Source organism: Streptomyces sp. NPDC056224, assembly GCF_042267665.1.
GTDB lineage: Bacteria > Actinomycetota > Actinomycetes > Streptomycetales > Streptomycetaceae > Streptomyces.
This window is the reverse complement of sequence record NZ_JBHJTK010000003.1, coordinates 1-24,553: the sequence shown is the minus strand read 5'-3', so window position 1 is coordinate 24,553 and position 24,553 is coordinate 1. Positions and strand designations below refer to the sequence as shown.

Below are 24,553 nucleotides of genomic sequence, written 5' to 3'. Positions count from 1 at the left end.
GACGGGGGGCAGAGGGTAATGCCCCCCGTCCATTCCCTGCCTAGTCTTCTCTTCGAGAACAAAAGGGCTCCCCGGCCCGCAGCGCTCAATCCCCCGCGAGCGCCTGCGGGCCGGGGTTTTTCACGGCCGCGGCGTGACGCTGCCGGCGAGGTCGTGGAGCAGGTCGCCGAGCCGGGCCGTGAGCCGCTCGATGTCAGCGCGTTCGTGGACGGCCGTCGCGTACGAGATGCCGACCGTCAGCCGCTCGCCCTGGACCCCGCACACCACGTCCAGGAGGTGTGCGCGCACCCCGGCCCCGCCCTGCGCGGCGGAGGTGTCCTCCAGCAGGCTCCCGTAGAAGCCGGGGTCGAAGCCGTCCGACCTGCCGACGTAGTTGAAGCTGACGTCGGGCAGCGGGCGGTCCAGCGGGACGTCCGCGCGCAGGTGGCGCAGGACGCCGTAGCCCAGGCCCTTGTGCGGGACCGCGCGCAGCCGGCGCTTGACGGCGGCGACGTACGGCCGCCAGTCCTCGCCTCCCGGCACGTCCCAGGCGAAGGGGAACAGCGTCGTGAACCAGCCGACCGTGCGCGACAGGTCGGCGCCCTCGACGAGTTCCTCCTCGCGGCCGTGACCCTCCAGGGCGACCGCCACCCGGTCCTGGCCGCTCCACCCGGCCAGGGCCCGGCCGAGCGCGGCGAGCAGCACTTCGTTGACCCGCGCCCGGTGGGCACCGGGGACGGTCTGCAGCAGCGCGCGGGTGGTCTGCGCGTCCAGCCGCAGCGAGACGGTGTCCTCGCGGTCCGCGGTGTTGGCCGGGGAGCCGGACCCGGGCAGGCGCGGGACCCGCTCGGCCTCCTGCCAGTAGGGGATCTCCTCGTCGAAGCGGCCGGCGGCGGCGAGTCCGGTGAGTTTCGCGGACCACTCCTGGAAGGAGGTGGTGCGCTCGCCCGGCTCCGGCCGCTCCCCCACGGCGATCAGCCCGTAGCTGCGGGCCAGGTCCGCGAGCAGGACGCCCCAGGACACGACGTCGGTGACCAGGTGGTGGGCGACCAGGGCCAGCCGTACCGGCCGGCCCGCCCCCTGGTCGAAGACCAGTGCCCTGAGCAGCGGTCCCGCGCAGATGTCCAGGCCTTCGTGCGCGGCGGCGAGGTGCCGGGCCATCTCGGCCTCCCGCTCGGCCGGATCCTCCTGGAACAGGTCGTACCAGGTGAACCAGTTGCCTTCCTCCCGCTCGACAACGGTCTGCTCCCAGCGGCCGTCGCCGTCGCGGGTGTACCGCGAGCGCAGGCCGTCGTGGTGGTCGTACAGGGCGGCGACGGCCGCCCGCAGGGTGGCGCGGTCGGGCCGCTCGGTGAGTTCGGCGTAGGCGGACATCGTGAAGCGGTCGTGGGAGCCGCGTTCGCCGTCCAGGAACCAGCGCTGGATCGGGGTCAGCGGTACGGATCCGGTGACGGGTCCGGTGTCGGCGGACCCGCCCGCCGCGCCGGGCGAGCCGGCCAGTTCGGCCAGGCCCGCCACGGTCGGCGCGGCGAAGAGCTGCCTGGTGGAGAGGGCCAGCCCGGCGGCGCGGGCCCGTGCGACGACCTGGATGCTCAGGATGGAGTCACCGCCGAGCTCGAAGAAGTTGTCGTGGACGCCGACCTCTTCGAGGCCGAGCACCGCCTTCCACACCTCCGCCAGGGCGACCTCGCGTTCCGTGCGCGGGGCGGTGTACGAGGCCGCGCGCGCCGGGAGTCCGGGCGCGGGCAGCGCCCGCCGGTCCACCTTGCCGTTGGCGGTGAGCGGGAGCGCGTCGAGCGTCACCCAGGCCGCCGGGACCATGTACGACGGCAGCGAGCGGGCGGTGTGCTCGCGCAGCGTGTCGTGGTCGGGGACGGTGGCGGGGTCGTCCCCCACGACGTAGGCGACGAGCCGCTTCACGCCCGGCTGGTCCTCGCGGACCTGGACCAGGGCCTGGCGCACGCCCGGGTGGGCCGCGAGCACGCTCCCGATCTCGCCGGGCTCGATACGGAACCCGCGCAGTTTGACCTGGTCGTCGGCGCGGCCGGTGAACTCCAGCTGCCCGTCGGGCAGCCATCGCACCAGGTCGCCGGTGCGGTACAGCCGCTCCCCCGGTGCGAACGGCGAGGCGAGGAAGCGGCTCGCGGTGAGCGCGGACCGGCCCAGGTAGCCCCGGGCCACGCCCGCGCCGGCGACGTACAGCTCGCCGGGCACGCCGGCCGGTACGGGGCGCAGCCGGGCGTCGAGGACGTAGACGCGCGCGTCCCGGTTGGGGCGGCCGATGGGCACGGTGGTGCCGGGCTCGAGGCGGTCGCTGATGGTGGCGGAGATGGTGATCTCGGTGGGGCCGTACGCGTTGAACATCGCGCGGCCGGGCGCCCGGGCGGCGACCAGCTCGGGCGGGCAGGCCTCGCCGCCCACCACCAGGGTCCGCAGGTGCGGCAGAGGGGCCGCACCGGTCCCGGCCAGCGCGGCGGGGGGGATCATGGCATGCGTGACCCGCTGCCGGTCGAGGACCTCGGCGAGGTCCTCGCCGAGGACCCGGCCGGGGGCGGGCAGGACCAGGGCCGCGCCCGCGGACCAGGCCATCAGGATCTCCATGACCGAGGCGTCGAAGTTCGCGGACGCGGCCTGCAGCACCCGGGAATCGGCGGTGATCGCGAAGCGGTCCGCCTGGGTGGCGGCGAAGGCGGCCACGCCGCGGTGGGTGACCAGGACGCCCTTGGGCACTCCGGTGGAGCCGGAGGTGTAGATCAGGTAGGCGCCCGCGTCCGGCAGGAACGGGCCGGCCGGGTCCGGCGCGGTGTCGTTCCCGGTGGCGGTGTCGTTCCCGGTGGCGGGGGCGTCGACCAGGAGCGTGGGCACCGCCGGCGCGTCGAGCAGTGCGGCGTGGTCCGCGTCCGTGACCACCAGCGCGGCGCCGGAGTCGGTGAGCATGAACGCCCTGCGGTCGGCGGGGTAGTCGGGGTCGAGCGGCAGGTAGACCGCGCCCGCCTTCAGCACGCCGAGCAGGGCCGTGATCCACTCGGCGCCGCGCGGCAGGCAGACCCCGACGACGGTCTCGGCGGCCACGCCCGCGGACCGCAGCCGCCGGGCCAGGGCCGCGGCGCCGGCGTCGATCTGCGCGTAGGTCCACCGCGCGGTGTCGGTGACGACGGCCGCCCCGTCGGGCCGCAGCGCCGCCTGTCGTTCGAACAGCGCGTGCAGGGCGGCCGGTTCGATGCCCGAGTCGGTGGCGTTGCGCTCCACGGTCAGGGTGCGACGTTCGGCGGCGGACAGCAGGTCCAGGTCGCGGAGGGCGCGTGCCGGGTCGTCGGCGAGGGCGGCCAGGACGGTGACCAGGTGGTCCGCCATCCGGCGGATGGTGGCCGCGTCGAACAGGTCGGTGTTGTAGACGAGGTGGGCGTGCAGTTCCCCGTCGGCCTCGCCGAAGTCGAAGGTGAGGTCGAAGGGGGAGGTCCAGGACCGGAGCGGGTGCTCGGCCCACGTGACCGCGCCGCCGCCGTCCCCGCCGGCCGCCGCCGCCGGGCTCTCGTAGCTGATCACCGCCTGGACGAGCGGGCTGCGGCTGGGGTCGCGTTCGGTGACGACCGCGTCCACGACCCGGTCGAAGGGCGTCTCGGCGTGTGCGAAGGCGTCCAGGACCGTGCGGCGTACGGAGGCCAGCAGCCCGGCGCCGGTCGCCTGCTCGTCGATCCGGGTGCGCAGGGCGAGGGTGTTGACGAAGAAACCGACGACGTCTTCCAGTTCGGCCCGGTCGCGGCCGGAAGTGACGGTGCCGAGGACCATGTCGGGCCGGCCGCTGTAGCGGGCCAGCAGCAGCTGGGTCGCCGCGGTCAGGCCCATGAACAGGGTGGCGCCCTGCGCCTGGCAGAGGTCGGCGAAGCGGGCCAGGACCTCCGCCGGCACGGCCACGTGCTCGCTCGCGCCGCGCGTGGTGCGCTCGGCGGGGCGGGGCCGGTCGGTGGGCAGTTCCAGCACGGGTGCGTCGGCGAGCTGCTCGCGCCAGTAGCCGAGGCCCGCCTCCAGGGCCGGCGGTGTCAGCCGTTCGCGCTGCCAGCGGGCGAAGTCGGCGTACTGCACCGGTGGGGCGGCCGGGGTGCGGCCCGCGTACAGTTCGGCCAGCTCCCGGGTGATCACGTTCAGGGACCAGCCGTCGGTGACGATGTGGTGCATCGACAGGACCAGGATGTGGTCCTCGCCGCTGAGCCGGACGAGGGTGGGCCGCAGCAGCGGCCTCCGGCACAGGTCGAAGACCTCGTCGAACAGGGAGCGGACGAGGGCGTCGACATCGTCGGGGGCGCACTCGGCCACCGGCAGGGGGACGGGGGCGGCCGGGTGGACCACCTGGACGCCGTGGCCGTCGGCCGCGGCGAAGGTGGTGCGCAGCGACTCGTGGCGGGCGACGAGGGCGTCGAGCGCCCGGCGCAGCGCGGCCACGTCCAGCGGGCCGGTCAGCCGCAGGGCGGTGCCGGAGTTGTACTCGGTGCTCTGCGGGTCGAGGTCGGCCGCGAACCACATGCGGGCCTGCGCGTACGACAGGGGCAGGGCGCCGTCGCGGGCGGTGGGCACGACCGGGTCCACGGGCTGGGCCGCGGCCCCGGCGAGTGCGGCGAGCCCGGCGACGGTGGGCGCGTTGAACAGCTCGCGCACGCTGGTGTCGTAGCCGGCGGCGCGCATGCGGGAGACGGCGCGGGTGCTGAGGATGGAGTCGCCGCCGAGTTCGAAGAAGTTGTCGTGGATCCCGATGCGTTCGGCGCCCAGCACCTCTGCCCAGACGGCGGCGATGGCCGTCTCGGCCTCCGTGCGGGGGGCGGTGTAGGCGTCGGTGAGCGCGGCCGGGTCGGGCGCGGGCAGGGCGCGCCGGTCGACCTTGCCGCTCTGGTTGAGCGGGAAGGCGTCGAGGGGCGTCCAGGCCGTCGGGACCATGTAGTCGGGCAGTGCGTCGGCCGCGTAGGCGCGCAGCCGCGCCGGGTCGAGGCCGGCGCCGCCGACGACGTAGGCGACGAGCCGCTTGACGCCGGGGCGGTCCTCGCGGGCGACCACGACGGCCTGGGTGACCTCGGGGTGGCGGGCCAGGACGGTCTCGATCTCGCCGAGTTCGATGCGGAAGCCGCGGACCTTGACCTGGTCGTCGTGCCGTCCGAGGAACTCCACCGTGCCCTCGCGGGTCCAGCGGACCAGGTCGCCGGTGCGGTACATGCGGGTCCCGGTGAAGGGGCAGGCCACGAAACGGCCGGCGGTCAGGCCGGGCTTGCCGACGTAGCCGCGGGCGAGGCCCGCGCCCTCGATGTACAGCTCACCGACGACTCCGGCGGGGACCGGGCGCAGGGCCTGGTCGAGGACGAAGGCGCGCGCGTTGTCGACCGGGCGGCCGATCAGGGGCCGGTCGCTGCCCTGGGCGGTCCAGGTCAGGGAGTCGCAGGTGCATTCGGTGGGGCCGTAGAAGTTGTACGCGGCGACCTCGGGGTGGGCGCGCAGGGTGTCCCAGATCTGTCCGTCGACGGCCTCGCCGCCGAAGACGATCACGCTGGGCACGTGGACCGGATCCTCCAGGAGGCCGTCGGCGATCAGCTCGCGCAGGTACGTGGGCGCCTCGTCGATGACGTCGACGCGCCGCTCGCGCAGGTAGTCGCGGAAGGCCCGCAGGTCGATGTGGGTGTCGTGGTCGACGGTGTGCAGCTGGTGGCCGCCGACCAGCCAGAGCAGGGCGACGCAGGAGGCGTCGAAGGAGATCGACGCGGTCTGCGCCATCCGCAGCTGGCGGCCTCGGGAGGCGGGCTCGAACATGTGGCGGCGGTGGTGCGCGAAGAGGTTACGGAAGGCGCCGTGCCGGATGAGCGTGCCCTTGGGCAGGCCGGTGGAGCCGGAGGTGTAGATGACGTAGGCGAGGTGGTCGGCGCTCAGCGGCGGTACGGGGCCGGGCGCCTCGGGGGCGAGGTCCTCCTCCGCTCCGCGGTCCAGGGTCAGCACGGTGCCGCCGTAGTCGGCGAACCGCTGCGCGAGGTGCTCCTGGACGAGGACGGTCGCCGCGCCGGAGTCGGCCAGCATGTGCCGTACCCGCTCGGCCGGGTAGGCGGGGTCGATGGGCAGGCAGGCGGCCCCGGCCTTCAGGATGCCGAGCAGGGCGACGACCACGTCCGCCCCGCGTTCGGCGCAGACGCCGACGACCGTGTCGGGCCCGGCGCCCCGGGCGCGCAGGCGGTGGGCGAGTCGCCCGGCGGCGCGGTCGAGCGCGGCGAAGGTGAGCCGCTCCTGCGCGTCGACGAGCGCGACCGCGTCCGGGGTGCGGGCTGCCTGGGCGGCGAACAGCTCGGGCAGCAGCGGCTCCGGCAGCGGGGCGGCGGTGTCGTTCCAGCCGTGCGTGAGGGTGTGTTCCTCCTCGGCGCCCAGCATCCGGACCGCGGACAGGGGCTTGTCCGGGTCGGTCATCTCGCCCAGTACGCGGACCAGGTGGGCGCCGAGCCGGTGGACGGTGGCGGCGTCGAAGAGGCCCGTGTTGTAGTTGATCACCATGGCCAGGGAGCCGTCGCGGTCGGCGAAGTCGACGGCCAGCTCGAACTGCGCGGTGTCCACCTCGAAGGGCTGGTCCCGCCAGGTCAGGCCGGCGCCGCTGGCGGGCCGCGGGGCGGTCTCCATGCTGACCAGTGCCTGCACGAGGGGGCTGCGGCTGGGGTCGCGCTCGGTGACGACCGCGTCCACGACCCGGTCGAAGGGGATCTCGTCGTGGGCGAAGGCGTCCAGGACGGTCTCGCGGACGTCGTCCAGCAGCGCGGCGACGCTGCGCCGCTCGTCGATGCGGGTGCGCAGGGCGACGGTGTTGACGAAGAAGCCGATCAGGCCCTCCAGCTCGGCGCGGGAGCGGCCGGAGGTGACGGTGCCGACGACGACGTCCTGCTGGCCGCTGTAGCGGGACAGGACCAGCTGCACCGCCGCGACCAGCCCCATGAACAGGGTCACGCCGCGCGCCTTGCACACCGCGGCGAAGCGGTCCACGACCTCGGCCGGGACCTCGACGTCCGCCAGTGCCCCGGCCCAGGTCCGCTCGGCGGGGCGCGGCCGGTCCGTCGGCAGTTCCAGTACGGGTGCGCCGGCCAGCCGCTCGCTCCAGTGCGCGACTCCCGCGGCCAACGCCTCCGGGGTCAGGTTGGCGCGCTGCCAGGCCACGAAGTCGGCGTACTGGACGGCCGGTTCGGGCAGTGCGGCGCCCTGGTAGAGCTGGTCGAGTTCGCGGACGGCCACGCCCATCGACCAGCCGTCGGTGATCATGTGGTGCATCGCGAGCACCAGGACGTGCTCCTCCTCCGCGATCCGCAGCAGGCGGGCCCGCAGCAGGGGTCCCGTGCGCAGGTCGAAGACCCGGCCCAGTGCGGCGCGGATCCGCCCGGGCAGCTCGGCGGGGGTGCAGGCGGCCACCGGCAGGTCGACGGGGGCGGGCGGGTGGACGACCTGCACGGCCTCGCCGTCGGCTTCCGCGAAGGTGGTGCGCAGCGATTCGTGGCGGGCGACGAGGGCGTCGAGCGCCCGGCGCAGCGCGGCCACGTCCAGCGGACCGGTCAGCCGAAGGGCGCCGCCCGAGTTGTACTCGGTGCTCTCCGGGTCGAGTTCGGCCGCGAACCACAGGCGGGCCTGGGCGAAGGACACGGGCAGGACGCCGTCGCGGGCGACCGGTACGACCGGGCCGCCGGTGTCCGGGATGCCGGCGCCGGTCTCGATCCGGGCGGCCAGGGCGGCGACGGTGGGGTGGTCGAAGAGGGTACGGACGGCGGCCGCGTAGCCGGCCCGGCGCAGCCGGGAGACGGCCTGGATGCTGAGCAGCGAATCGCCGCCGAGGTCGAAGAAGTCGTCGTCCGCGCCGATCCGGCCGGCACCGAGCACCTCGGCGAACACGGCGGCGACCTCCCGTTCGGCCTCGGTCGCGGGCGCCACGTACTCCCGTACGAGAGCGGACAGGTCGGGGGCGGGCAGGGCCGCCCGGTCGACCTTGCCGTTGGCGTTGAGCGGGAAGGCGTCGAGGACCACGCAGACGGCGGGGACCATGTATTCGGGCAGTGAGCGGCCTGCGAACTCCCTGAGCTCGGCGGGGTGGACGCCGTCGGCGACGGCGTAGCCGACGAGCCGGCGGCTGCCGGGCCGGTCCTCGCGGACCACGGCCACGGCCTGGGACACGCCCGGGTGGCGGGTCAGCGCGGCCTCGACCTCGCCGGGCTCGATGCGGTGGCCGCGCACCTTGACCTGGTGGTCGGTGCGGCCGAGGAAGGCCAGCTGGCCGTCGGCGGCCCGGCGGACCAGGTCGCCGGTGCGGTACATGCGCCCGCCCGTGAACGGGTTCGCCACGAAGGCGGCGGCGGTCAGGCCGGGCCGGCCCGTGTAGCCCCGCGCCACTCCGGGCCCGGCGAGGTACAGCTCGCCGGCGGTGCCGTCGGGTACCGGCCGCAGCCAGGCGTCGAGGACGAAGGTGCGGGCGCCGTCGACGGCGCGGCCGATGGGCGGGGTGGCGGTGGCCGGGTCGAGGGGGTCGCTGAGGGTGGCGGCGACCGTGGTCTCGGTGGGCCCGTAGGCGTTGACCAGGATCCGGCCCGGCGCCCAGCGGGCGGGGATCTCGGCCGGCATCGCCTCGCCGCCGGAGACGAGGGCGCGCAGGTGCGGCAGCGGTACCTCGGGCAGGGTGGAGATCGCGGCCAGCGGCAGCATGGCGTGGGTGATCCGCTGCTCGTCGAGGAGCCGGGCGAGGGGCTCGCCGACCGTGTGCTCGGGTCCGGCGAGGACCAGGGCGGCGCCCGCCGTCCAGGCGTTGACGAGGTCGCCCATGGCGACGTCGAAGCCGGGCGAGACGCTCTGCAGGATGCGCGAGTCGCCGTCGAGGTCCAGGGCGCGGACGTGGGAGGTCCCGAGGTCGCGCAGGCCCCGGTGGGAAACGGCGACGCCCTTGGGGGTGCCGGTGGAGCCCGAGGTGTAGATGATGTAGGCGGCCGCGTCGGGGTGGTCGGGGCGGGCCGGGGGCACCGGGCTGACGGGCACGCCGAGCGCGAGGAAGTCCGTGGCGTTCAGGACGGGCGCGGTGGCGGCGTTGCCCAGGATCAGGCCGGCGCCCGCGTCGGCGGCCATGAAGGCGAGCCGCTCGGCGGGGTGGGCCGGATCGAGGGGCAGGTACACGGCGCCCGTCTTGGCGACGGCCAGGAGACAGACCAGCCAGTCCGCTCCGCGCGGCAGGCTGACGCCGATCACCGTCTCGGGGCCCGCGCCGAGGTCGGCGAGCCAGTGGGCCAGTCCGTTGGCGCGGGCGTCCAGCTCTCCGTACGACAGCTCGGTGCCGTCGCACACGACGGCGAGCGCCTCGGGGCGGCGGGCGGCCTGGGCCTCGAACAGGCCCGGCAGGGTCATGGTCTCCCGCGGCCCGGTGGCGTCGGCCGCCGCCGCGGCGAACCGGTCCCGCTCGGCCTCGGTCAGCAGCGGGACACGGGCCAGCAGTTCCTCGTCCAGCAGGGCGCGGACCAGCGCGGCGAGACGGCCGGCCAGCCCCCGCGCGGAGGCGTCGCCGAAGACCCGCGGGTCGTAGGACAGGCGCAGGGCGACGCCCTGGGCGTCGCCGCCGACGAGCTGACGGCCGGTGAAGGCGGTCAGGGAGAGCGGGTAGTCGCCGCCCTGGACGGCGGCTTCCGCTTCGGTGACGGCGAGGCCGTGGCGGGCGGCGAGGTCGTCGGCGACGGGGTAGTTCTCGAAGACGAGGACGCTTTCGAAGAGCCGGGTACCGGCCGGCAGGTCGGCGAGCGCGGTCAGCTCGGGCAGGGAGAGGTACTCGTGCGCCCGGGACTGCCACTGCTCGGCCTGGAGCTGCTGGAGCCAGTCGACCACCGGCGTGGCCGGGTCGAGGACCGTGCGGACCGGCACGGTGTTGATGAACAGGCCCAGCGTGCCGTCCGCGTCGGGCAGTTCGGCGGGGCGGCCGGAGGTGGTGGCGCCGAAGACGATGTCCCGCCGGCCGGAGCAGGCGGACAGGAGCAGCGCCCAGGCGCCCTGGATCACCGCGTTGACGGTGAGGCGGTGGCGGCGGGCGAACGTGCCGACATCGGTGGCGAGCGTGCCGGGCAGGTCGACGTCGAGGTGGCGGATGCCCTGGGCCGGTCCGGCGTCGGGTGCGGCGTCGGGTGCGGCCGGGAGGGTCAGGGCGGTGTCGTACCCGCGCAGGACGGAGCGCCAGTGCGCCCGGTCGGCGGCGGTGTCGCGGGAGCCGAGCCAGGCCAGGTAGTCCCGGTAGGGGGCGCGGTCCTGCGGGCGGCCGCCGGCGTAGCGGGTGAAGACGTCGTCGAGCAGCTGGGGGGTGCTCCAGCCGTCGAGGAGGAGGTGGTGGAAGGTCCACACGAGCTGGACGCGGGCGCCGCCGAGATCGGCGAGGGACAGGCGTGTCAGCGGTGCCTCGCCGAGCCTGATGCCGTGGAAGTCGGCGGTCCGGCGGTGCCGGAGGCGTTCGGCGCGTGCGGCGGCTCCGAGCCCCGTCCAGTCCTCGGTGTGGACGGGGACCTCGACGCGGTGGTGCACGAGCGCGGCCGGTTCGTCGGCCTGCTCCCAGACGACGGACACGCGCAGGGCGTCGGAGGCGTTGACGGCCTCCTGCCAGGCGGCGGCGAGCCGGTCGATGTCGTGCACGCCTTCGAGGACGAAGGACATCTGCTCGACGTAGGCCGTCCCGGAGGGGTCTTCCAGGGAGTGGAAGAGCAGGCCCTGCTGCATCGGTGAGAGCGGGTGGACGTCGGCGATGCCGTGCCCGGTGCCGATCACCCGGTCGACGGTGGCCTGGTCCCAGGCGACGAGCGGGAAGTCGGACGGTGTGCGACCGCCGACGCCCTCGCTCAGGCAGTACGCCACCGCCTCGCGCAGGGTGTCGCGGTAGTGCGCGGCGAATGCCCGGGCTCGGGAGGGGCCGTCGCCGTGGCCGGAGGCCGGGTGGTACAGGTCGATGCGCAGGCGGCCGTCCTCGACCCGGCCGACGACGTCCCAGACGTGGGGGCGCTCTTCGGCGGGGGCGTGGTCGTTCTCGGCGGGGAGCATGCCGGCGAAGACGTCGGGGTGGCCGTCGGCGTCGTAGCGGCCGAGGTAGTTGAAGCTGACCTGGGCGGGGTCGCTCAGGCCGGCGCCGTGCAGGTGGCGCAGGGCGCCGAAGCCGATGCCCCGGTCCGGGATCGCGCGGAGCATCTCCTTCGTCGACCGGATCTGCTCGGCCCAGTCGCCGCTCGCACCGAGCGCGACGGGGTAGATCGAGGTGAACCAGCCGACCGTACGGGACACATCCGCCCCGATCACCGACTCCTCACGGCCGTGACCCTCCACGTCCACCAGGACCCGCTCACGCCCGGTCCAGGAGCCCAGGGCGCGGCCCAGCGCGGCCAGGAGGATGTCGTTGACCTGGGTCCGGAAGACCGCGGGGACCTTGTTGAGGAGGGCCTCGGTCTCTTCCCGGGACAGGGTGACGGTTTCGATGGCGGACGCGGCCACGGTGTTGGCGCCGGCCGGGAGGTCGAAGAGCGGCTCGACGCCCTCGACGACCGAGGCCCAGTAGTCCTGCTGACCGGAGAAGTCGTGCGCGGCGAGCTTCGCCGTCCACGCCGGGAACGACACCGACGTCGCATCCAGCTCCACCTCCCGGCCCGCGGCCAGCTCCCGATAGGCCAGCGCGATGTCCTCCAGCAGGATCCGCCACGAGACACCGTCCACCACCATGTGATGCACCGCGATCAACAGCCGGTCCCCGTTCAGAACCGCCCGCACCAGCGGACCGCCCTCCAACCGGAACGACTCCTGAACCACCCCGTCCACATCCCGCTCGACGACCACCACACCCGGCTCACCCACCGACTGCCGCCAGCCCTCAGCCGTCCGCGAAAACCGGACCCACAGACCCTCGTGATGCGACAGCACCGCCGACACCGCAGCACACAGCACACCGGCGTCGACCCCCTCGGCGAGCTTCACATGCATCGACATGCCGAAGTGATCGGGCGCCACCGGATGCGTCTGCAGGAACCACTCCTGCACCGGCGACAACACCACCGGACCGGACACAGCCTCCACCGCATCCACCGCATCCACGGCAGACGCCTCACCCGCCGCAGCGGCCACACCCGCCACCGTCTGACGGACCAGCACATCCTGCGGGGACACCACCAGACCCGCCCGCCGCAGCCGCGACACCACCTGAATGCTCAGGATCGAATCGCCGCCCAGCTCGAAGAAGTTGTCCCGCACACCCACCCGCTCGACGCCCAGCACCTGCGCCCACACCCCGGCCACCACCCGCTCCACCTCGGAACGCGGAGCGACATACCCCTTCGACGCAGCGGCACTCAGGTCGGGCTCCGGCAACGCACGCCGGTCCACCTTCCCGTTCGCCGTCAGCGGGAACGTACCCACGACCACGAACGCCGTCGGAACCATGTAGTCCGGCAGCGACTTGGCCACGAACTCACGCATCCCCGCCTGGTCCAGGCCGTCCCCGACGACGTACCCCACCAGCCGCTTGGCCCCGTTGCGCGTCTCGCGCACCGTCACCACGGCCTGCGTGACGTCCGGGTGCGCGGCCAGCGCCGACTCGATCTCACCGATCTCGATCCGGAAACCACGCACCTTGACCTGATGGTCGGCCCGCCCCACGAACTCCAGCTGCCCGTCAGCCAGCCACCGCACCACATCACCGGTCCGGTACATCCGCTCCCCGGGCGCGAAGGGCGAGGCCACGAAGCGGCCCGCGCTCAGCCCGGGGTGCCCCACGTAGCCGCGCGTCAGGCCCTCGCCCGCGATGTAGAGCTCCCCCGCGACCCCGGCAGGCACCGGCCGCAGCCAGGAGTCGAGCACGTAGGCGCCGGTGCGCCCGATCGGCGAGCCGATCGGCACGGACGCACCCACGGAGGCCGCGTCGACGGGGTGGACCGCCGCGAAGACGGTGGTCTCGGTGGGCCCGTAGCCGTTCACCAGCCGTACGTGCGGGAGCCGTTCGAGTACGGTGCGGCAGTGCTGCGGGGCCAGCGCGTCACCGCCCGCCATCAGCAGCCGGAGCCCGGCGAGCATCGTCACGTCGGTGTCGACCACCTCGTGGAACAGGCCGGCGGTCAGCCAGGCGACCGTCACCCCGTGGTGGCGCAGCAGCGCGCCGAGTTCCTCGACCGACAGCACACGGGCGGCGGACACCACGAGCGCGGCGCCGTTGGCGAAGGCGCTCCAGATCTCCAGGGCGCTCGCGTCGAAGGACAGCGTCGCGAACTGGCCGACGACGTCCGCCGCCGTGGTGCCCAGACGCGGGTCGCGGGCCACGCGCAGCACACCGGCGTGCGGCAGCACGATGCCCTTGGGCCGGCCGGTGGAGCCGGAGGTGTAGAAGACGTAGGCGCCGTTCTGCGGGGTGAGCGCGACCTGCGGCGGTCCCTGGACGCGGATGGAGCAGACGGCAGCTCGCTCCTCCAACTCGTCGAAGAGCAGCACCGGCGCCTCGGTGCCGGGGATCGCGTCACGGGTCGAACCGTCGGCCAGCAGCAGTTCGACCCCGGCGTCCCGCACCATGTACGCGAGGCGCTCGGCCGGGTAGCCGGTGTCGAGGGGTACGAAGATCCCGCCCGCCTTCAGCACGGCCAGCAGCGCCACGATCGGCTCGGCGCCGCGCGGCAGGCAGACCCCGACCCGGGTCTCCGGGCCCACGCCGTGCTCGCGCAGCGCGTGGGCCAGGCGACTCGTGCGGACGTCCAGTTCGCCGTACGTGAGCCGCTCCTCGCCGCACACCAGCGCGACGGCCTGCGGGGCGCGGGCCACCTGCTCGGCGAAGACGTCCGTGAGTACGGCGCCGGCCGGTCCGTCGGCGCCCTCGGCCCAGTCGCCGAGGATCACGGCGCGCTCGGGCGCGGAGAGCCGGGGTATGCGGGAGAGCGGCTGCTCCGGCTGGTCCGCGAGGGCGCCGAGGACGGTGGCCAGGTGGTCGGCCATGCGGTGGACGGTGCCGGCGTCGAACAGGTCGGTGTTGTAGTTGAGGGACAGCCGCATGCCGTCGGCCTGCTCCCAGAACTCCAGGGTCAGCTCGAACTGCGCGTCCTGGCGGGGGAGGTCGGCCGCCTCGAAGCCCACGCCCCGGACTCCGTCCGCCTGCCAAGGGCGCTTCTGGAGCACCATCATGGCCTGGACGAGGGGGGTGCGGGAGGGGTCCCGCTCGGTGACGACGGCGTCGACCACGCGGTCGAAGGGGACGGCCGCGTGCGCGAAGGCGTCGAGGACGGTCTCCCGTACGGACGCCAGCAGCTGTGTGCCGGTCGAGGCCTCGTCGATCCGGGTGCGCAGGGCGAGGGTGTTGACGAAGAAGCCGAGCACGTCCTCCAGTTCGGGCCGGTCGCGGCCGATGGTGGCCGTGCCGAGGACCACGTCCCGCTGGCCGCTGGTGCGCGCCAGCATCAGCTGGACGGCGGCGGTCAGGCCCATGAAGAGGGTGGCGCCGCGCGTCCGGCAGACCTCTGCCAGCCGGTCGATCAGGGCGGCGGGCAGGTCGAGGTCGTACGTGCTGCCGGCGCGGGTGCGGACGGCGGGGCGGGGGCGGTCGGTGGGGAGGTCGAGGACGGGCGCGTCGGCGAGCTGCTCGCGCCAATAAGCCAGGCCGCCCTCGTCCAGGGCCCGGGGAGTCAGCGTGGCGCGCTGCCAGACGGCGTAGTCGGCGTACTGGACCGGCAGTTCGGGCAGGGGCTCACCGGCGTACAGGGCGGCGAGTTCCCGGGCCAGGACGTTCACCGACCAGCCGTCGGTGACGATGTGGTGCATCGAGAGGATCAGGAGGTGCTCGTCGGGGGCGGTCCGCAGCAGGGTGGGGCGCAGCAGCGGTCCGGTGCCGAGGTCGAACGGGGTCCGCAGTTCGGCGTCCATCACGGCGGCGGCCTCGGCGGCGGTGGCCTCGCGGAAGGGCAGGGCGACGGGCGCGGCGGGGTGGACGATCTGGACGCCCTGGCCGTCGACGGTGGCGAAGGTGGTGCGCAGGGACTCGTGACGGGCGACGAGCTCGCCGAGGGCGGCTTCGAGGGCGGGGACGTCGAGGTCACCGCGCAGGCGCACGGCGCCGCCGGTGTTGTACTCGGTGCCCTCCGGGTCGATCTCGGCGGCGAACCACATCCGGGCCTGCGCGAACGACAGCGGCAGTGCGCCGCCGCGGGGGGCCTGCGCCGGTCCGCCCGCGGCGTGCCCGGTGTCGGCCTGTGCGACGGCGGCGAGCGCGGCAGTGGTGGGACGGTCGAACAGGTCGCGGACGCCGATGTCCACTCCGGTGCGGCGCAGTCGTGAGGCGGCCTGGACGGCGCGGATGGAGTCACCACCCAGCCGGAAGAAATGATCGTGGACACCCACCCGCTCCAGCCCCAGAACCTCCGCGAAGACCCCGGCCACGACCTCCTCACGCGCATCACGCGGAGCGACATACACCTCCGCGAGATCAGACAGATCCGGCTCCGGCAACGCCTTGCGATCCACCTTCCCGTTCGCCGTCAACGGCAGCACGTCCACCACCACACACACCGCCGGAACCATGAACTCCGGCAACGAGGCGGCCAGGAACTCCCGCAGCTCCCCCGCCCCCACACCCTCACCGACCGCATACGCGACCAGCCGCTTCACACCCCGCGCATCCGCCCGCACCACCGCAACCGCCCGCGACACCGAAGGATGCGCCGCCAACGCCTCCTCCACCTCACCCAACTCCACCCGGAATCCACGCACCTTGACCTGGTCATCCGCCCGGCCCACGAACTCCAGCACACCCTCGGACACCCACCGCACCACATCACCCGTGCGGTACATGCGCTCACCCGAACCACCCGGCGCAGCCACGAACCGGCCCGCCGTCAGACCGGCCCGCCCCCCATACCCGTGCGCCAGACCAATACCCGACACATACAACTCACCCTCAACACCCACACCCACCGGCCGCAGCCCACCATCCAGCACCCGAAGCCGCGTATCCGGCGCCGGACCACCCAACAGCACCGGACCGTCAATGACATGCGAAGACGCCGTGACCGACACCTCCGTCGGCCCGTACGCATTCACCAGCCGCACACCCGGAACCCCGTCCAGCACCCTGCGGCAATGCCCCGGCGACAGCGCGTCACCACCCGACATCACCACCCGCACACCCGAGAACACCGACACATCCGCATCCACGACCTCGTGGAACAACCCCGCCGTCAGCCACAGCACACTCACCCCGTGCGCCCGCACGAACGCACCCAGCTCATCCACCGACAGCATCCGCTCAACGGAAACAGCCAGCACCGCACCATTCAGCAGCGCATTCCACATCTCCAACGCACCCGCATCAAAAGACAACGTGCTCAGCTGCGAAACCACATCATCCGGACCCAACCCGAAATTCGGATCACGCACCACCCGCACAAAACCCTCATGCGGCAGCACCACACCCTTCGGACGCCCCGTCGAACCCGACGTATAGAACACATACGCCACGCTCTGCGGAAACACCCCCACCACCGGCGCCGTCCCCGGCCGGTCCTGGGCATCGGTGACCGCGAGCAGGCCGGGCGCGCCCGCCCGGCGCATCACGTCCGTCGTGGAGGTGTCGACCAGCACGGCCGACAGGCCGGCGTCCGCAACCATGAACTCCAGCCGCTCGACGGGGTATTCGGGGTCCAGCGGCACGGCCGCCGCGCCGGCCTTCAGGACGGCGAGCACCGCCACGACCGGCTCCACACCACGCGGCAGGCAGACACCCACCCGGGATCCGGGCACGACGCCCCGCCCGAGCAACGCGTGCGCGAGCCGGTTCGCCCGGGCGTCGAGCTCCGCATAGGACACCCGCTCGCCGGCACATACCACGGCGGGCGCCTCAGGCGTCCGCGCCACCCATTCCGCGAAGATCTCGGTAATCACCACTCCACCGAAACCGGACACCCGGACCACTCCCCCACGCATAGAAAACCCAATCGATCAGCAATCGAGCACACCATCAACAAGGTGCCCGGCACAACGAACTAAAGGCACAGCCAAATTCGTTCTTCAGCGGAGGCTGAAATACCCCCGGAAACGCGCGCGGGAGGGGAATGGGCATTGCCCTTCCCCTCCCGCGCGGCCGGCCGGGATCAGCCGGGACCGGCTCCGGAACCGGCGGGGGTCATCCGGCGTCGACGATCTCCCTCAGCCCGGCGACGAAGTGCTCCGCGAGCGCGGTCACCGTCTCGGGGCGGTAGGTGTCCGTCGCGTACATCACCTGGACCTCCAGCCGGCCCTCGGAGACGATCGCCACGACGTCCAGCAGGTGGTGGCGTTCCTCCGTGGCCGGTGCCGTCGGCGCCTCGTACGGGACGGGCGCCCCGTAGAAGCCGTCCGCGGCGTCGGCGGTGTCGTACTGGCCGAGGTAGTTGAAGCTGACCTCGGGCGCGGGCCCCTCGGCGAGGGTGCCGCGGAGGTGGCGCAGCAGCCCGTACCCGATGCCGCGCTGCGGCACGGCCCGCAGCAGGCGCTTGACCTGGTTGATCTGCGGGCGCCAGGCCGCCCCGGCCGGGGCGGGCAGGCGGACCGGGAACTGCGTGGTGAACCAGCCGACCGTGCGCGAGAGGTCCACCCCGTCGAGGATCTCCTCGCGGCCGTGGCCCTCCAGGGTGACCAGCACGCTGTCGGCGCCGGACCACCCGGTGAGCGTCCGGCCGAGGGCCGACAGCAGCACGTCGTTGATCTGCGTGCGGTAGCGGCCGGGGACCTCCTGCAGGAGCCGCCTGGTGGTTTGCGCGTCGAGCGTGGTGCGGACGACGGCGCGGTGCCGGTCCAGATTCCCGCCGTCCAGGTCGACCGGCAGTCGGCCGGTCCCGCCCTCGGCGAGCGCGGTCCAGTACGGAACCTCGTCGTCCACCGCGCCCGCCTCGGTGTGCGCGACGAGGGCTCGCGTCCAGTCCCGGAACGAGGTGGTCTTCGCTCCGAGGTCGACGGGCCTTCCGGCGCGCGCCTGCTCGTAGGCGGTGGCCAGGTCCGACAGCAGGATGCGCCAGGACACGCCGTCGACGACCAGGTGGTGGACGGTGACGAAGAGCCGGGGGCGCCGGTCCCCGCCGTATTCGAAGAGGACGGCCTTCACCAGCGGTCCGCCGACCGGGCTCAGGCTGCCCTGCGCCGCGGCGACGGCCCGTGCGGTCTCCGCCTCCGGATCGTCCGCGTCCGACAGGTCGTGCCAGGTCAGGACGGAGCCGCGGGCGGAGGCCTGGTTGTACTGGCGCCAGCCGGACGCGCCGCCCGCACCCGCACCCGCGCTCTCGTCCTCACGGGTGTACCGCATGCGCAGGGCGTCGTGGTGGTGGAACAGTCCGGCGAGGGCCGCCTCCAGGGCCGGGCGGTCCACGTCCGTGAAGCCGAGCTCGACGAAGGTCGCCATGGTCAGGTGCTCGGGCGCGGTGAAGCTGTCGAAGAACCAGCGCTGGATGGGGCTCAGCGGCACCTCGCCGCTGACCGGCACCTGGGCGGACCCGGCCGCCCCGGCGGCCCCGGCGGCCCCGGCCGGCGCTCCGGCATCGGTGACCAGCTCGGCGAGCCCGGCCACGGTCGGCGCCTTGAACAGCTGCTTCGGAGAGATGGCCAGTCCCGCTTCGCGGGCCCGCGACACCACCTGGATGGTGAGGATGGAGTCGCCGCCGAGCTCGAAGAAGTTGTCGTGGACGCCGACCCGCGGCAGGCCCAGCACGGCCGCCCACACGTCGGCGAGGATCCGCTCCCGCTCGGTCTGCGGGGCGGTGTACTCGGTGCTCGCCGCCGCCTCCGGGTCGGGTGCGGGCAGCGCCTTGCGGTCCACCTTGCCGTTGGCGTTGAGCGGCAGCGCGTCCAGGACGACGAAGGCCGTCGGCATCATGTAGTCCGGCAACGCCCCGGCCGCGAAGGCCCGCAGGCCCGCCTGGTCCAGGCCGGTGCCGGCCGCGTAGGCGACGAGCCGCTTGGTGCCGGGCCGGATCTCGCGGACGGCCACGACCACCTGGGCGACGTCCGGGTGGGAGGCCAGCGCGATCTCGACCTCACCGAGCTCGATCCGGAAGCCGCGGATCTTGACCTGGTTGTCGGCCCGGCCCACGAAGTCCAGCTGCCCGTCCGGCAGCCAGCGGACCACGTCACCGGTGCGGTACATCCGGCCCGCGGAGTACGGGCTGGCCACGTAGCGGCCCGCGGTGAGCGCGGGATGCCCGGCGTAGCCGCGGGTCACGCACTCGCCCGCGAGGTACAGCTCGCCCGCGACGCCGACGGGGACCGGCCGCAGCCAGGCGTCGAGGACGTACGCCCGGGTCTGGCCGAGCGGGGTGCCGATGGGCACCGACGGCTTCTGCGCCTCCCAGTCGACCAGGTGGACGGTGGCGAAGATGGTCGTCTCGGTGGGTCCGTACGCGGCCACCAGCTGGACGCCGGGGGCCTGGTCGACGACCGTCCGGAAGTGCCTCGGCGAGAGCACGTCGCCGCCGGTCATCACCATGCGCAGGTCGCGCAGCATCGCCACGTCGGCGTCGACGACCTCGTGGAAGAGGCCGGTCGTCACCCACAGGACGCTCACGCCGTGCGTCCGCACCAGCGCGCCGAGTTCCTCGACGGACAGCACCCGTGCCGTGGAGACGGCGAGGGCGGCGCCGTTGGCGAAGGCGCTCCAGATCTCCAGCGCGCTCGCGTCGAAGGACAGCGTCGCGGTCTGGCTGACCACGTCGTCGGCCGTGAAGGCCAGCCGGGGGTCGCGGGCCACCCGCAGGACGCCCGCGTGCGGGACGACGATGCCCTTGGGGCGTCCGGTGGAACCGGAGGTGTAGAACACGTACGCGGCGTTCTGCGGAGTCAGGGCCGTCGCGGGCGGTCCCGCGGGGGCCGCGGCGGCCGTACGCTCCAGCTCCTCCAGGAGGAGTACGGGAACCTCCGCGTCCGCGACGGCCTCACGGGTGGATGCGGTGGCCAGCAGAAGCCGCAGCCCCGAGTCGCCCATCATGAACGCGAGCCGGTCCGCCGGGTATTCGGGATCGAGCGGCACGAAGACCCCGCCCGCCTTGAACACGGCGAGCAGCGTCACGATCGGGGCGGTGCCGCGCGGCAGGCAGACCCCGACCCGGACCTCGGGGCCGACCCCGTGCGCCCGCAGGGCGTGGGCGAGGCCGTCGGCCCGCGCGTCGAGTTCCCCGTACGTGAGCCGCTCGCCCTCGCACACCACCGCGACGGCGTCCGGTGTGCGGGCCACCTGGTCGGCGAAGACCTCGCTCAGCACCGCGCCGACGGGGCCTTCGGCACCGTCGGACCAGCGGCCGAGGATCTCGGCGTGCTCGGCGCCGGTCAGCCGGGGCGTGGCGCGCAGGGGGCGGTCGGGGCCGTCGGCCATGGCGGTGATGAGGTCGAGCAGGTGCGCGGAGAGCCGGCGCACGGTGCTCTCGTCGAACAGGTCGGTGTTGTAGACGATGTTGCTGAGCAGGGCTCCGTCGACCTCGCCGAAGTCGAGGGTGAGGTCGAACTGGGAGCTGCCGGCCTTCAGCGCGTAGTCCTGCCAGCTCAGCTCTCCCGTGCCCGGCCGTGCGGGGGCGCCGGACAGCTTCTCGTAGCTGATCGCCACCTGGACCAGGGGGCTGCGGCTGGGGTCGCGTTCGGTGACGACGGCGTCGACGACCCGGTCGAAGGGCACCTCGGCGTGTGCGAAGGCGTCCAGGACCGTGCCGCGTACGGAGGCGAGCAGTTCGGCGGTGGTGGCGCGTTCGTCGATCCGGCTGCGCAGCGCGAGGGTGTTGATGAAGAAGCCGACGGCGTCCTCGAGCCGGCCGTGGTCGCGGCCGGAGGTCACGGTGGCGACGACCACGTCCTGCTGCCCGCTGTAGCGGGACAGCAGGACCTGGCCTGCGGCTGTCAGGCCCATGAACAGGGTGGCGCCCTGGGTCTGGCAGACCTCCGTGAAGCGGTGGAGCAGTGCGGACGGGATCACCGTCTGGAAGCTCGCGCCGCGCGTGGTGCGCTCGGCGGGGCGCGGCCGGTCGGTGGGCAGCTCCAGTACCGGGGCGTCGGCGAGTTGTGCCCGCCAGTAGCCCAGACCCTCCTCCAGCCGCTGCGGGGTCAGCCGCGCGCGCTGCCAGAGGGTGTAGTCGGCGTACTGCACCGGAGGTTCGGCCGGGGTACGGCCCGCGTAGAGCTCGCCGAGCTCACGCTGGATCACTCCGAGGGACCAGCCGTCCATGACGATGTGGTGCATCGACAGGACGAGTACGTGCTCCTCGTCGGTGACCCGGATCAGGGTGGGCCGCAGGAGCGGCCCGGTGCGCAGGTCGAAGGGCTCCGCGAGCAGGGCGTGCACGAGCGCGTCGAGGCCGTCCCCGGCGGGGCGGTCGAGCACCGGCAGCGGGACGCGGGCGGGCGGGTGGATCACCTGGACGCCCTGGCCGTCGACGGTGTCGAAGGTGGTGCGCAGGGATTCGTGCCGCGCGACCAGTGCCTGGAGTGCCGCGCGCAGCGCCTCGACGTCGAGGCGGCCGCCGAGCCGGACGACCCGGCCCGAGTTGTACTCGCCGCTGGTGGTGTCGTGTTCGGCGGCGAACCACATGCGCGCCTGTGCGGAGGACAGCGGCAGGGCGCCGTCGCGGGGGGCCCGCGGGATGACGTCCTGCCGCGCGCCCGCGGCGGGCAGGCGGGGCGCGAGCGAAGCGGCCGTCGGGTGGTCGAACAGCTCCCTGACGGAGACGTCCGCCCCGGCCCGGCGCAGCCGCGACACCACCTGGATGCTCATGATGGAGTCGCCGCCGAGCGCGAAGAAGTCGTCCAGGGCACCGACCCGGTCCAGGCCGAGCACCGCGCCGAACACCTCGGCGATCAGCTGCTCGCCCGGCGTGCGCGGGGCGGCGTACCCCTCGCCGAGGGCCGACAGGTCCGGTGCGGGCAGCGCCCTGCGGTCCAGTTTCCCGTTGGCGTTCAGTGGCAGCGCGTCCAGCACGGTCAGGGTCGCGGGGACCATGTACTCGGGCAGTACGGCGGCCAGCGCGGCCCGCAGCGCGCCCGGGTCCGGGGCTCCGGAGCCGGAACCGGAGCCGGGGCCGGGGCCGGGGCGGGCGGCGGGGACGGCGTAGCCGGCCAGCCGCTTGACGCCGGGCGTGTCCTCGCGGGCCACGACCGCGGCCTGGGCGACCTCGGGCAGGTCCGTCAGCGCCGCCTCGATCTCGGAGAGCTCGATGCGGAAGCCGCGGATCTTGACCTGGTCGTCGCTGCGGCCGGCGTACTCCAGCACGCCGTCGGACCGCCAGCGCACGACGTCGCCGGTGCGGTAGAGCCGCGCGCCGGGGGTGGCCGGGTCGGCGACGAACCGTTCGGCGGTCAGCGCGGACCGGCCCAGGTAGCCGCGGGCCACGCCCTGGCCGCCGATGTACAGCTCGCCCCACACCCCGGCCGGCACGGATCGCAGCCACGGGTCGAGTACCCGCAGGGTCTTGCCCGCGACCGGGCGGCCGATGGGCACCGAGCCGCTGTCGGGGGCCCGTTCGGCGTCGGAGAACCAGCCGGTCGCGTACACCGTGGCTTCGGTGGGGCCGTAGATGTTCCCGATGACCGCGTCCGGCGCGACCTCGCGGATCCGTTCGTACAGTGCGGCGGGGAACGCCTCGCCGGCGAGCACCACGTGACCGGCGGAGATGCCGGCCCCGTCCTCGGCCAGTACGGCCCCGAGCGCGGACGGGACCGCCGAGATCAGACTGCCCGACCAGCCCCGAGGCCGCTCCGCCAGCTCCAGGACGTCGCGCATCACGTGGACGGAGCCGCCTGCGGCGAGGGTGCCGAAGAGCTCGAAGACCGAGACGTCGAAGTTGAGCGACGTGGAGAAGCAGGTCGTGGCGAAGACGTCCGCACCGAGGGACACCGCCCACTGGACGAGGGAGGCCATGGCCTCGTGGGAGACCACGACGCCCTTCGGCCGGCCGGTGGAGCCGGAGGTGTAGATGACGTACGCCGCGGCGGCGAGCGGCGGCCGGGGCAGCACGGCGGGAGCCGCGGCCGGCTCCAGCGGGCCGTCCACCGCGAGGAGTTCGGCCTCCCCGGCGAACGGGAGTTCCCCGGCGAGGGCGCGCTCGGTCAGCACCAGCCGGATGCCGGAGTCGGCGGCCATGTAGCGCAGCCGGTCGGCGGGGTAGTGCGGGTCCAGCGGTACGTACGCGCTGCCGGCCCGGAGCACCGCCAGGACGGCCACGACCAGGTCCGCGGAGCGGGACATCGAGACGCCGATCGGGGTCTCGGGGCCTGCGCCGCGAGCGATCAGCACGGCAGCCAGCCGGTCCGCGCGCTCGGCCAGGGCGGCGTACGTGAGCACCTGTCCGCCGTGTACGACGGCGGGGGCATCGGGCCGGGCGGCGACCCGCGCCTCGAACAGGTCCTGGAAGGTGAGGTCCGGGGCCGTGGGCAGAGCCGCGGACCAGGACGCGAGCCGGGTCCGCTCGACCTGCGTCAGCCGGGGCAGAGCGGACAGCGGGCGGTCCGGGGACTCGGTGAGGGCGGCCAGGGTGGCGGCCAGGTGGGTGGCCAGGACCTGGACGGTCACCTCGTCGAACAGTTCGGGCCGGTAGGTGATCCGGAGGGCGACCTCGGCGGCGGTGCCGCCCATCGCGACGAGGTGCCGGCCGGTGTACGCGCTCAGGGTGAGCGGATAGTTGGTGGCGAGGCCGCCCTGGGTGTCGGTGACGGTGAGCCCGTGCCGGGCGGCGAGGCCGTCGTCGACCGGGTAGTTCTCGAAGACGAGGAGAGTGTCGAACAGGCCGGTTCCGGCGGGGACTTCGGTGACGGTGTTGATCTGGCTGAGGGACAGGTACTCGTGGGCGCGGGAGTCCCACTGTTCCGCCTGGAGCCGCTGGAGCCACTCGACCACCGGTGTGTCCGGTTCGAGGACGGTACGGACGGGGACGGTGTTGATGAACAGCCCGATGACGGAATCCGCGTCGGCGAGGTCGGCCGGGCGGCCGGAGGTGGTGGCGCCGAAGACGATGTCCCGCTGGCCGGAGTAGGCCGACAGGAGCAGTGCCCAGGCGCCCTGGATCACCGCGTTCACGGTCAGCCGGTGGCGGCGCGCGAAGTCGCCGACGCGCGCGCCCACTTCGGGGTCGATGAGCACGTCGTGACCGCGCGCCTCCCACGTCTGCGCCGTGACCGACCGGTCGGCGGGCAGGGGTACGGGGGTGTCGAAGCCCGCGAGTACGGCACGCCAGTGGTCGAGGCCCGCCGCGGTGTCGCGGGAGCCGAGCCATTCCAGGTAGTCCCGGTAGGGGCGGCGCACCTCGGGGGTCCCGCCCGCGTACCGGGTGAAGACGTCCTCCAGCAGGCGCGGGGTGCTCCAGCCGTCCAGGAGCAGGTGGTGGAAGGTCCACACGACCTGGATCCGGGAGCCGCCGAGGTCGGCGAGGGAGACCCGGAGGAGGGGGGCCGTATCGAGGGTGATGCCGGCCCGGTCGGCGGTCCGGCGCTCGTCCAGGGCCGCCGTGTGCTGGGCTGCGTCCAGACCGGTCCAGTCGGCGGTGTGGACGGGAACGTCGACGCGGTGGTGCACGAGCGCGACGGGTTCGTCGACCGCTTCCCAGGCGACGGA

2 protein-coding genes are annotated in these 24,553 nt (G+C 73.9%); both read right to left on the bottom strand.

Features of this window, described 5'->3' with window-relative positions; translation table 11 throughout:
* Positions 1-120 precede the first annotated feature (120 nt).
* Positions 121-16,881 carry a non-ribosomal peptide synthase/polyketide synthase gene (locus ACFCZ1_RS05775; protein WP_376677114.1) on the bottom strand — a complete coding sequence of 5,587 codons (16,761 nt, stop codon included), beginning with the start codon at positions 16,879-16,881 and terminating at the stop codon, positions 121-123.
* A 241-nt stretch (positions 16,882-17,122) separates the two neighbouring features.
* Positions 17,123-24,553: amino acid adenylation domain-containing protein (locus ACFCZ1_RS05770; RefSeq protein WP_376677113.1), on the bottom strand; the 7,431-nt coding region annotated here is incomplete at its 5' end.